This is a genomic window from Microcoleus sp. w2-18bC1, from assembly GCF_036700365.1.
Taxonomy (GTDB): domain Bacteria; phylum Cyanobacteriota; class Cyanobacteriia; order Cyanobacteriales; family Microcoleaceae; genus Microcoleus.
The window spans coordinates 24,626-36,559 of record NZ_JAUBOS010000064.1 but is presented as its reverse complement, the minus strand read 5'-3'; the positions used below and the strand labels follow the sequence as shown (position 1 = coordinate 36,559).

Below are 11,934 nucleotides of genomic sequence, written 5' to 3'. Positions count from 1 at the left end.
ACTGTATCAATTCATCCTGATGAAGCCTTAATGCAAGAGTTGCGAGCACGTCAATCCACTGCTATTGGTCGCCAAGACTTGAGAAAACGTACTACAGTTGAACACTCTCTGGCTCATATTGGCCATTGGCTTTCTTAACCGTGCTCGCTATATTGGACAGCGGAAAAATCTCTTCGATCTACGGCGAGTCGCTGTTGTCCATAATCTTCATGTCATTGCTCGAATGGCTGAGGTTCTGCCAATTAAACCGGGCATAAAGTCTAACTCATGCACTGGCTAATTTCATAAAGTCCTTTTTTTGTCAACTCCTAATACTGAACCGACGCCCTAGTGTGACTTCTAATTTATCAATCTGGTCTTGATTCAAATTTTCTCGATTACTTAATAATAAATATTTACTTTGCCTATCTGTTATTCCGGCTGCTCTACGTAACTTATTTAAGTCTTTATTAACTACTTTCATGACATGAAAACGATCAATAATAACTTTGGCATTTGGGAATACTTTTTTGATAACTTTAGGGAATCCTCCCCACATATCAACACTGACTTCCTCAACTTGCTCACGAACCTCAATTGCTTGTTGCACTTCTGACTTGAATGATTTTTTCACAGCGATGAGAATCAATCATCTCAATTAAATTACCTTCGCCCAGGTCACTCACAACAGTAACAAAATTTCCTTGACCTTTTCGCATACTTATCTCATCCAGACCAATTTGTTTAACCCGTTGCCAATTCGGTTTTTTTTAGGGTGTTTACCTGCTCAAATATTCCTTTTATTTCGTCATAACTCAGTCCTTCTTCTCGTCCAATTTGCTCCATGCTCGATTGTTTAACACGCTCATAAATATTTTGTTTATATCGTTGAGTATGCCGTCTTTTAACGTCCCAACAATCTAATTTTTCTGTGGGATACCGTTGACATATAGGACAGTAAAACTGCCGTCGTGGGATTTTTAGATATACAGGACGACCAAAAACCGACAAATCTCTTACTAAAATTGGTCAATTTTGATGCAGTTTTTCGGTAGGATTGTTACAATGATGACAAACAATTCTTTCTGATAAAATGCTCAGTCCCAAGAAAATTTTTCCCTCAACTTGAGTACAAGTTTCAACCCTGACTCCAGGCAAGGCTAATAGATAGTCTAGATGGAAGCTCATAACGGTAAATGTATTAGTAGGTACATTTTACACCATAAACTCAGGAGAGCCTCGCATTTTATCATAAATTGAAAAGAGCGATCGACCTTATATAATAGAAACTTGTTACGATCGCCCTTTATCCCCCTATCATGCTTCAAATCCGCCGTCGTCCCCCCAGCACATCCGTCTCCGTACTCTACCTCAGCTACCAAATCGCGGTACCCGACGCCGAACCCCAGCACATCCTCGAAGAAATCGTCTGGGAAAAAGAAGCCGAAGTAGCCCAAAAGCGCGATCGCACTCCCTTATCCGAACTTCACAAAAAACTCCCCTTCGCACCGCCAACTCGCGACTTTCTTGCCGCCCTTAAAAACGGCAAAACCACACCCGCTATCATCGCCGAAGTCAAAAAAGCTTCTCCCAGTAAAGGCGTAATTCGCGAAGATTTCGATCCGGTGGCGATCGCCCTAGCTTACCAACAAAACGGCGCTAGCTGCATCTCCGTACTCACCGATGAAAAGTTTTTTCAAGGTAGCTTCGACAACCTCGCTAAAATCCGTGCCGCCGTCGATTTACCCTTACTTTGCAAAGAGTTTATTATCTATCCCTACCAAATTTATCTCGCCCGCATTCACGGCGCTGATGCCGTACTTTTAATCGCCGCCATTCTGTCTGATAAAGACTTACAATACTTTGTCAAAATTGTCAAGACTTTGGGCATGACAGCTTTAATAGAAGTTCACACTCTCGAAGAACTCGATCGAGTATTAACCCTAGAAGGCGTTAACCTGATCGGCATCAACAACCGCAACCTAGCAGACTTTTCCGTCAGTTTAGAAACCACCAGCCAACTATTAGCCTCCCGCCAAACCGAAATCCAAGCAAAAGGCATCCTCATCGTCAGCGAGTCAGGAATCCACACTCCCGACGACCTCGCTAAACTTGCCACCGCCGGAGCCGAAGCCGTCCTCATCGGCGAATCTCTGGTCAAGCAGCCCGATCCGGGCGCCGCTTTAGCCTCCCTTGCCGATCACCCTCCCAGCCTGTGAAAGGCGAGACCGCTTGACAAAGCACCCTTAATTCTGATAAAAAATGATTAAGTAGGTAAATAATGAGAATTTCTAGCCTGCATCGACTCAAGCGCTACTGTAAAAAAGAAATAGCACTGAAAGCTATATTGCATAGAAATATTTTGCCAGAAAGCAATTAAATCTATTCTGTAAGCCTGTCGATCGCAAAATTTAGCGTGTGCAACGCCCCCAGCCCCGAATATTTGATCGGCAAAGCAGGGGTTATTGTACGGTTAGAAAACAAATAAAAAATCGGGCATCTAATGTTCACCTGTGATGCCTCATGCAATTGCAATGGGGTGTCGGTTCGCTGAGGTATGTTAGCTTTCATGGAGCCAATCCCCCTTCCTTCGTACATTCATTATGAATTGCTACTTCAATTGTTAGAACGCAAAACGATGTTTGCTGTCAGTCCACAATCGCCGCAGCAGCAACAAGTACACCAACTTATTATTACACTGCGTAAAGCCCTTGCCATTCAAAAGCAATTAGAACAAAGCTGCGAGCGATCGAACTTAGCGGTAGAACATCGCTGGTCTCTAAATGAAATTAACCACAAGGGAGTTAAAAGTTAAAAAACTTAGAGTAGCGACGTGACGTATCGTATTTGATTTATTCTATATAACTCCCACAGAAAAACTTAGGACAATATCATGGACAACAAATTAATGCTGATGATTCCCGGCCCGACGCCGGTACCTGAAGCGGCCTTGTTAGCGATGGCAAAACACCCGATGGGCCACCGCAGCAAGGAATTTGACGGGATTTTTGCAGAATGTACGGAAAACCTCAAATGGCTGCACCAAACAAAAAGTGACGTGCTGAGTTTAACGGTTTCTGGTACCGGCGCAATGGAAGCTGGGATAATTAATTTCTTGAGTGCGGGCGATCGAGTTTTAGTCGGATGCAACGGCAAATTTGGTGAACGTTGGGCTGAAGTCGCCGAAGCTTATGGTTTAAACGCCGAAATTATTAAAGCCGAGTGGGGCCAACCTTTAGACCCCGAAAACTTCCGCGAAAAACTCGAAGCAGATACAGAGAAGCAAATCAAAGCTGTCATCATCACCCACTCGGAAACCTCTACCGGCGTCCTCAACGACCTCGAAACCATCAACCGCCACGTTAAAGCCCACGGTGAAGCTTTAATTATGGTCGATGCTGTCACTAGCTTAGGCGCTGTCAATATTCCGATGGACGCTTGGGGAATCGATGTCATTGCTTCGGGTTCTCAGAAAGCTTACATGATTCCTCCAGGTTTGGGTTTTGTGGCCGTCAGTCCCAAAGCTTGGGAAGCTTACAAAACTGCGAAACTGCCCCGCTATTATTTGGATTTGGGCAAATATAGCAAAGACGCTGCCAAAAATACGACTCCTTTTACTCCCCCTGTCAATATGTTTTTTGCCCTGCAAGCATCGCTGCAGATGATGAAAACAGAAGGGTTAGAAAATATTTTCGCGCGGCACAAACGGTTGATGACAACTACTCGCGCTGCTGTAAAAGCTTTAGGTTTGCCGTTGTTTGCTGCTGACGATGCCGCCAGCCCTGCGATTACTTCGGTTATGCCGCCAGCATCCGTAGATGCTCAAAAAGTGCGGACTTTGATGAGAAAGAGATTTGACATTGCTCTCGCCGACGGACAAGACCATTTGAAAGGTAAAATCTTCCGAATCGGTCATTTGGGCTTTGTGTGCGATCGCGATATTCTAGCAGCAATTTCCTCTTTAGAAGTAGTGTTGCAAGAATTGGGTCATGAAGGCTACACTCCTGGTGCCGGCGTTGCCGCTGCTGCCAAGTTCTTGGCTGAATCCTAATCCAAGTTATTAAAGGATTTTGGATTTTGGATTCTCTCTAAAATCTAAAATCCTTTTAATATGCTTCGGATAACCAATCAAAGATTTTATCCAACTGTTCGAGAGTGACTAAACCGTATTGCCACAGAACCATCGGCAAGGAATTCGGGTCTTTATCGCGCTGCGGCTGTTTGTCACCGCCACGACGTTCAGCGACAGCAATTGACGCGGGCGAAATTGCCAAATCTTCTTGTAAAAAGCGAATTAATCGAGTGTATTTAGCGGGTGCCATGTGATTTCACCTCTAAGTATAGGACACCATTTTCTGATGTGAACCTGATGTTTTTGATGAGTAATAAGCCAGTTTTAAATTTGTCTTGTTACCGTTGATAGCTTTTAAAACGCTATTAGCGGTTGAACTGCCAAACGTAATGCTGAGTGCTACTGTAAAGCTAACCTTTCCCAAAAAGTGAAAGGTTTTGCAATTTTCCTGATGTCGGCCCGATCGACTTGCGATCGCGATCGAACCTAAACTGAATACCTCGGCATCTTTGCAGCGCGAATCAGAATAAATTCTGCTACCTAAAACTACTAAACCAAGTTCAGAGTTTAACTTCATCTGCCAAAATGCAGAATCCGCAAATCTACTTCGACAAAATTAGTTAGATATTTCGATCAAACCCGAAACTGCTACCAGAAGTTAAGTTTGCCAATTCCCGCCAATTAACTTGGCTCGTAGCATATTACTTTAGATAGGTTTAGTAGATTTACCTCGATCGCCAGAACTTCCAGAGAATTTCTTTTCGTGTTGCTACACCTTGAGGCTGAGTATCGTCTCTCAGGATTGGTAACGAGTCGCTGACTCGTCTCATACCTGCGACCAACCATCTACAGCTTCCGGAAACAAGCTCAAGTCCTGACTGACTGAGATCGACATCGTAGCAAATCTTTGGGTGTTTGTACTGAATCTTACATTAATATCTTAACAAATTTAATCAATTTTTGTAAAGTTTCTAAATTTTCGCCGGTATTCCGAAGGTAGGGGGATCTCTGGGCGATGCAAACCGGGGGATTTTGTCTGTCTCCAGCTTTTACTTACTGAAACAGTCCGAAGTTTTACTGGAAAAACTCGATTTCAATACGATCGCCCACTTTGACACCGAGTTCAGCAGCTCGCCCGCCCCGAAGTTCAATAACTCGATCGACAGCAGTATCGGGCCCGTAGGTAGGACAAGGATCTGCAGTACAAGGAGGTGCAGAAACTTCGATCGCCTCAACCACCCCATCCCGGATAAAAATCATATCCAGAGAAATCTTGCAATTTTTCATCCAAAAATTGACCCGCCGCGTCGGTTTAAACTCAAACAGCATTCCTCTGTCATCCGGCAAAGAAGTTCTGTACATTAAACCCATAGCCTGTTGTTCCGGTGTTTTCGCCACTTCGAGTTCGATTGGGCGATCGCCTATCCGAGCTCTAGCAGCAACAGGCAGCACTTGACCCGATGTTTTCGCCGTCGGAGACTGATCCGCCAAAATACCAGTAGCACCAGCATTCGCGACAGGTAAAGTCGGCGAACATCCCAGCAAAAATATACTTACTCCAATACCGAGCAAATTAGTTAAATAACTCATAATGATTTTAGATTTTAGATTTTAGATTGGGCATAGGGCATGGGGCATAGGGCATGGGGCATGGGCATTGTTGACTAATGACTAATGACTAATGACTTCTTCAAGCTTCCCGCATCACATAGCCAACACCGCGCACCGTCTGAATCAAACGCTTTTCGCCCTCATCTTCTATCTTGAGCCGCAGATAGCGGATGTAAACCTCAATCACATTCGACTCGCCCAGAAAGTCGTAACCCCAAACGTTTTCCAGAATTTGTTCCCGAGTCAAAACCTCGCGGGGATGTTCCATCAAATACTTTAGCAGCTCATATTCCTTCATCGTCAGGTCGATCGCCCGTCCATTGCGTAAGGCCCGCCTAGATGCTAAATCCAAAACTAAATCGCCAAACCTCAATTGTTCGTTGCTGGTGTTATCCGGCTGCAAATACAAGCGCACCAACTGCAAAAACTCCTCAGTGCGGTAAGGTTTGAGAAAATAATCATCCGCCCCAGCTTCCAGACAAGCTACGCGATCGTCAACTGTATCACGACCGACCAATAGCAGTACCGGCACCCGATTGCCAATACTTCTGAGGTAAGAACACAGTGACAGCCCCGACTCAGGGCCAAGTATCCGATCAATTACAATCAAAGCTGGCTGCAATTCACTGGCTAAATGTTGACCGGTGGCGGTATTAGAAGCCACTACCGGTTCGTAGCCGGAGGATTTTAAGTCGAGACTCAAGTGTCCGGCGAGAACTTCGTCTGTTTCAACTAGCAGGACACAGGGATTGCGATCGAGAGTAATTGCAGCCATTGAATTGACCGGTGAAGACCATAACTGTTCTAGCACGTCTTAAGGAAGAGAGGGAGAGTGGGAGAGAGGGAGAGGGGGAGAATGGGAGAGTGGGAGAATTACCAATTACCAATTAAACTATTTGGCATTTAAATAGAAGCTCGATCGCCCCGGGCTATCCTGCCCGCCCCACGAGAGTTTAAGTAAAAAGTAGCTTACAAATTCAATGCGCTACAGCTTACCAATTACCAAATTGAATAATTTATGACCATCATCGTATTCGGCAGTATCAACATCGACCTAGCAGCAAAAACTCCCCGGTTGCCGCAGCCAGGGGAAACTATCATCGGTAGCAATTTTTTCACAGCCGGCGGCGGCAAAGGAGCAAATCAAGCCGTCGCGGCCGCCCGTCTCGGCACTTCCACCCACATCATCGGCCGCGTCGGCAACGATAAATTTGCCGAAGAATTATTGACAAATTTACAATCTTATGGTTTAAGTACAGACAATGTATTAATAGACCAAAATACTCATTCAGGAGTGGCAATTATCGCGGTAGACGAGACAGGTCAAAATAATATTATTGTGATTCCGGGCGCGAATAACAATGTCGGTGAAGCAGAGATACAACGTCTCAAAAAACTTTTAACAGGAGCTACATCTTTGCTGTTACAGTTAGAAATTCCCCTGAAAATTGTCCAAAAAGCTGCGAAAGCTGCTCGTCAAGCGGGGGTGCGAGTTATTCTCGATCCAGCACCGGCTAGGGCGGATTTGCCGATCGAACTTTATCCGCTAATTGACATTATCACGCCGAATGAAGTGGAAGCCAGCCAGTTAGTCGGTTTTCGGGTGAATGACACGGAAACAGCGATTGTAGCTGCCAAACACTTGCAGGAGCGTGGCGTCAAGAATGTTATTGTCAAATTGGGCGATCGGGGGGCTGTTGCTGTTACGGCGGATGAAACCTTTTTTGTACCGGCTTTTGCTGTAGAGGCGATCGACACTGTGGCTGCTGGCGATGCTTTTAACGGCGGTTTTGCCTCTGCATTAGATGCCGGTCTGTCCTTGTCAGAGGCGGTGCGGTGGGGCGCAGCAGCGGGCGCTCTGTGCACAACTAAAGTGGGTGCTCAAGGTGCTATGTGCGATCGGGCAACTTTTGATAATTTTTTACATAATAGAGTGATTGGATAAATCTTTAATTGATAGGTCAACCGCAGATTTTAAGCAGATAAACACAGATGAACGCAGATAATTTCAAGAGATTAAAGTGAACGACCATAATAGGTCTATTTTATGTAAAAAAATCATAATCTTGTGGGGTGGGCTTCTAGCCCGCCCCAAATATGCAAGAATTTAAATCTGTAAACGCTTGTCCTACTTTTCTGGCCGCTGAATAATTGTTTCAACTACCCGCCGCTTGACTTTTGGATCGATACCAATCAGCCGCACGTATTCGCCGCCGTGTTCCGCCAAACAAGTTTCTAAAGATGCAACCACATCTTTTTCCTGTGCAGTTTTAATCGTCGCGCAACTTTGCCAAGAACCAGTCTTAAATCGGCGATTATCTGCATATTCCATGCCAATTTTGCAGCCTCTTGCTAACAACTGCTTTACTTGTTCCAATACCTCGGAACTCAGCCGCGCCGCATGACCGTTACCCGCTTCAGAACTTGGCTCAACGTAAGCCTTATAATATTTGGATGACGGGTCGTTTAATTCACTTTGCGTGGGCGCAGCAGCAGGGACATTGGGGGTTCCTTGAACGTTGAACAGGCGCGATTGGTTGTATTCATCTACTAAGCGCATTTCCTTAATCCGCTTTTGTTGACCCACCATCAAACTGCCCATTTCTATTAAATGAGCGAGGCTGAAATTCGGGTTATGGAAATCTGGCGCTGCTTCCAAAGTGTTTACCAAACGCTTGGAAACTCGTTCGATTCCTACTTTGTGAATGAATTCGCGGATTTGTTCGTCATAAATGCGCGATCGCAAAGCGCTAAAAAAGTCGATCGCCTGATCGGCAAAATTATCAACTAACGCCACAATATCGGTTTTTGACAATTTGTCCGACTCAAAAATTCCCCCAACAATGCCAATTTTATCATCCCGGCTCGGTTCCCAATAAAACTTTTCCATCCGCCCGTCGCGAATCAGCGGCGCGTACAGCGTAGAAAAATCATTTCCGGTGACAATAATCGGCACTCGGTGCAGTGGCGTACTGTCATAACTTCCCGGTAACTGCACATTAGTTGGATTATCCGCAATATTCATCAGAGTCGCATTGACCATCTGAGTATTGACAGTATATTGAGTAGTCGAATCGAACCTGCCAGCACCAGCATCCAAATCGTTAATAAAGATGGCGCACATCTCGCCCCGCACCCTAATTTGCTCCGCAGCTTCCCGGTAGCGCAAGCGAATTAAACGCGCCGGATCTCCTGCATCCGGGCTTTCTAATTCCCCACCAGATATCATCACCGGTTCAAAGCCCATTCGCCGAAAAACCAGTTCGGTTTGAAAAGTTTTGCCTTCTCCTTTGCGGCCGTGAATTCCCAAAATTAGGGGAACTCTTACCCCTGGTAAATTTAAAAAGTTTTTAGTGACGTGCACCGCAACTTTATCGAGAAAGTTAGGAGAAATGTAATAACTCATCAGTAGATTTGTGAGGGATTAATTGAGGTTACTGTTATGATTTTATGACAAAACTAACAGCCTGCACCGCTAACCTGGATTTTTACCGTACAATCGAGGTCTGAATATTATGTGTTAAGGAGCGATTCGTGAGTCCAGAAACCTTACTAAAAGAACCAAGCGTGCAAGCCGAAGCCAGTCCCTTCAGTTCTGAGAGCTTCGACAGCTATGTAATGACAACTTACGGGCGTTTTGCGATCGCCCTAGAACGGGGCCTAGGCTGCCGCGTTTGGGATACCGAGGGCCGCGAATATCTCGATTTTGTGGCTGGTATTGCTACCTGCACTCTGGGACACGCGCACCCGGCAATGATTGCAGCGGTAACTCAGCAAATTCAGACCCTGCACCACGTTTCTAATCTTTATTACATCCCCGTACAAGGCGAGTTGGCGAAGTGGCTTGTAGACCATTCTTGCGCGGACAGAGCCTTCTTTTGCAACTCTGGCGCGGAAGCTAATGAAGCGGCAATTAAACTCGCCCGCAAGTACGCCCACGAAAAATTAAATATCTCGAATCCGACAATCATTACCGCTGTTGCGAGTTTCCACGGGCGGACTTTGGCGACAATTACGGCCACGGGACAGCCTAAATACCAGAAGGGTTTTAGCCCTTTGGTTCCCGGATTTCACTACGTGCCCTACAACGATATTAGTGCGATCGAAAGTGCGATCGAGCAACTCGACAAAGACGAACGCCAAGTAGCTGCAATTATGCTGGAAGCGCTGCAAGGTGAAGGCGGAGTTCGCCCCGGAGATATCGCCTACTTCCAGCGCATTCGGGAAATTTGCGACGAAAAAGGCATTTTGCTGATTCTCGACGAAGTGCAAGTCGGGATGGGACGCAGCGGCAAATACTGGGGCTACGAAAACCTCGGCATTGAACCTGATATCTTTACATCCGCGAAAGGGTTGGGCGGCGGTATTCCGATCGGCGCTATGCTGTGCAAATCTTCCTGCGATGTATTTGAACCGGGAAGTCACGCCAGCACATTCGGCGGCAATCCTTTTGCTTGCGCTGTAGCTTTGTGTGTGTGCCAAACTTTAGAACGGGAAAACCTTCTAGAAAATGTGCAGCAGCGCGGGGAACAGTTGAAAGCAGGGCTCAACAAGTTGGCGGCCGAATATCCGCATTTAATTGCCGAAGTGCGCGGCTGGGGTTTGATTGTTGGGATGGAATTGCAAGCTGATATCGAACTTACATCCGCTGATATCGTCAAATCTGCGATCGCCGCAGGAGTTTTGTTGGTTCCTGCAGGCCCGAAAGTGCTGAGGTTTGTCCCGCCGCTGATTGTCACCGCCGCTGAAGTCGATCGAGCTCTGCAGGCAGTGGAGTCAGCCTTGCGTTCTCAAGCGGTACAGTAAAATCTACTGAGTTGCTTTTTGTTAGCTGTAGCGCTGAAACTCGCGCAATATCCTAGATAACTCACTTAGTCCAGGACACACTCTTCCTCAGAAACCGGGTTTCTTTCAAGATTTCTCGTTACTAAACCCAATATTTTCCCAGAAACCAGGTTTCTTAGCGTAAGTCTGATCGGGGTAAAAGTAAACCCGCCCCGCTGCAAGTCTGTGGGGGCGGGTTTTTCAATTTTAGAAAGGCCTGTGAAACCCGCCCCCACATGGTGACGGTGCCTTTAACCGCGATTTTACTCAAGAGGCACGCGCAAAATCATACTATTAGCGATCGTAGGTGCTAGTTTCGCTATGTGAGTGTCTGTTGGGACTGGTGAATCCTGGTTTAACTATTTCGGGCCCTTCCCACTAAACCGAGTACCGTTATAGTGGGAAGGGCGGGTGATGACGATTGCATCCTCAAGTAATTTTGCTTATCGCTTTCAAGAGAGAAAAGATGTAATCCTCGTCACAAAAAAAATTTTTTCGTAATGCTTTGATCATCAACTGTATACTGTATATTGTGAGAGAATAGAAGAACCAAGGAGGTGATGTTGATTGCTACACCAGGCTATCCAAGTTAGTTTGTATCCTACCCAAAATCAACAAATACAAGTAGCTTCAACTTTTGGGTGTGCGCGTTGGTGGTCTAATTATGGTCTAAATAAATCAATTGAAGTTTATAAAAAAACTGGTAAAGGACTTGGCTGCTTCGGGTTAAACACACTTTTACTGACTCTCAAAAAATTAGATAAAAGTGGATGGTTAGGTGAGTTATACAGCCAATTTTTGCAATTTACTACGCTCAATTTAACCACTGTCTACAAAAATTTTTTTGATAGATTGGCGGGTTTTTATAAGTTCCCACCTCAAGATAAAAAACAGTCATTTCAGTATCCTAAAAACGTCAAATTGGTAGCGGTTACTAGAATTTTCCGGTATATCGAAATAACTAAGCCCCAAATAAATAGATATAGATTAAGTGAGGGTGAAATTCATAATTCAATTATTAGTAAAAAATATTCAGGGAAATATCTTGCATCTATACTGACTGAAATCCAAGCTGAGAACCAGACAACAAAAGAAGGTAAGATTGCGGGCATTGATTGCGGGAACTTAGTCGAGATTGATAGAGGGGTTTCCACTTCCAAACTTTGTTCTAATTGTTTCGATCAAATGACCGAGATGCCATTAGATATGAGGGAAGGGACTTGTCCTCACTGTGCTAGCGATCGCGATCGGGAGGGGAATGCACCGATAAAGATGAAAGCAGAAGCTATCAAAACACTAAAGGCGGAAAGTTCAACCGTTTCTGCTTTAGGATGCGAGGTAAGACCAAAGGTTGGACGAAAGTCTCAGCTAAGGCACTCGCCTATGAGTACAGAAGCCCCTACTATATTCGGTACTACGATTTAGGGGTGGGTAGTTCACTTGGTTGC

At 45.3% G+C, this 11,934-nt stretch carries 13 protein-coding genes and 1 pseudogene; 7 read left to right on the top strand and 7 right to left on the bottom strand.

Annotated features, from left to right (window positions below):
* Window positions 1-280, top strand: a pseudogene (locus QT979_RS23690) (transposase); the annotation flags it as partial.
* A gap of 21 nt (window positions 281-301) precedes the next feature.
* Here the strand turns inward: QT979_RS23690 and QT979_RS23685 are convergent.
* Complete coding sequence (locus tag QT979_RS23685; protein WP_333311864.1) at window positions 302-589, bottom strand: transposase; 288 nt, start codon at window positions 587-589, stop codon at window positions 302-304.
* A gap of 134 nt (window positions 590-723) precedes the next feature.
* A complete protein-coding gene (locus tag QT979_RS29135) occupies window positions 724-990 on the bottom strand; it encodes a helix-turn-helix domain-containing protein (protein ID WP_445304811.1) in 267 nt (88 codons plus the stop codon).
* Window positions 991-1,298: 308 nt separating this feature from the next.
* Here QT979_RS29135 and trpC point away from each other — a divergent pair, with 308 nt between their 5' ends.
* From trpC to QT979_RS23670, 3 genes are all read left to right on the top strand, one after another.
* Window positions 1,299-2,198, top strand: a complete 900-nt coding sequence (gene trpC, locus QT979_RS23680; RefSeq protein WP_333216877.1) for an indole-3-glycerol phosphate synthase TrpC — start codon at window positions 1,299-1,301, stop codon at window positions 2,196-2,198.
* A gap of 350 nt (window positions 2,199-2,548) precedes the next feature.
* Complete coding sequence (locus tag QT979_RS23675; protein WP_041623669.1) at window positions 2,549-2,794, top strand: DUF5340 domain-containing protein; 246 nt, start codon at window positions 2,549-2,551, stop codon at window positions 2,792-2,794.
* A gap of 78 nt (window positions 2,795-2,872) precedes the next feature.
* Window positions 2,873-4,030 (top strand): alanine--glyoxylate aminotransferase family protein, encoded by a 1,158-nt coding sequence (locus QT979_RS23670; protein ID WP_333216880.1) that lies wholly within the window; start codon window positions 2,873-2,875, stop codon window positions 4,028-4,030.
* Window positions 4,031-4,085: 55 nt separating this feature from the next.
* Here QT979_RS23670 and QT979_RS23665 read toward each other — a convergent pair whose 3' ends face one another.
* The 4 genes from QT979_RS23665 to nblR form a co-directional block, all read right to left on the bottom strand.
* Window positions 4,086-4,301 (bottom strand): DUF2949 domain-containing protein, encoded by a 216-nt coding sequence (locus QT979_RS23665; RefSeq protein WP_333216882.1) that lies wholly within the window; start codon window positions 4,299-4,301, stop codon window positions 4,086-4,088.
* Window positions 4,302-4,313: 12 nt separating this feature from the next.
* Window positions 4,314-4,628, bottom strand: coding sequence for a hypothetical protein (locus QT979_RS23660; RefSeq protein WP_333216884.1), 315 nt, complete (start codon window positions 4,626-4,628; stop codon window positions 4,314-4,316).
* Between the two features lie 497 nt (window positions 4,629-5,125).
* Entirely contained in the window at window positions 5,126-5,641 is a 516-nt protein-coding gene (locus tag QT979_RS23655) for a DUF192 domain-containing protein (RefSeq protein ID WP_333216886.1), read from the bottom strand.
* Between the two features lie 100 nt (window positions 5,642-5,741).
* A complete protein-coding gene (gene nblR, locus QT979_RS23650; protein ID WP_333216888.1) occupies window positions 5,742-6,437 on the bottom strand; it encodes a response regulator transcription factor NblR in 696 nt (231 codons plus the stop codon).
* Window positions 6,438-6,680: 243 nt separating this feature from the next.
* Between nblR and rbsK the strand changes: the two genes are divergently transcribed.
* The gene (gene rbsK / locus QT979_RS23645) at window positions 6,681-7,607 is read left to right on the top strand and encodes a ribokinase (RefSeq protein WP_333311863.1); all 927 of its coding nucleotides are present in this window, start codon (window positions 6,681-6,683) and stop codon (window positions 7,605-7,607) included.
* Window positions 7,608-7,790: 183 nt separating this feature from the next.
* On the opposite strand, the gene QT979_RS23640 is transcribed toward rbsK, so the two are convergent.
* Window positions 7,791-9,068: a ribulose bisphosphate carboxylase small subunit gene (locus tag QT979_RS23640; RefSeq protein ID WP_333231669.1), complete on the bottom strand. Its 1,278-nt coding sequence runs from the start codon at window positions 9,066-9,068 to the stop codon at window positions 7,791-7,793.
* 128 nt (window positions 9,069-9,196) lie between these two features.
* Here QT979_RS23640 and QT979_RS23635 point away from each other — a divergent pair, with 128 nt between their 5' ends.
* Both QT979_RS23635 and QT979_RS23630 read left to right on the top strand, forming a co-directional pair.
* Complete coding sequence (locus QT979_RS23635) at window positions 9,197-10,468, top strand: aspartate aminotransferase family protein (protein WP_333214556.1); 1,272 nt, start codon at window positions 9,197-9,199, stop codon at window positions 10,466-10,468.
* Between the two features lie 585 nt (window positions 10,469-11,053).
* A complete protein-coding gene (locus QT979_RS23630) occupies window positions 11,054-11,911 on the top strand; it encodes a transposase (RefSeq protein ID WP_333311862.1) in 858 nt (285 codons plus the stop codon).
* Window positions 11,912-11,934 lie beyond the last annotated feature (23 nt).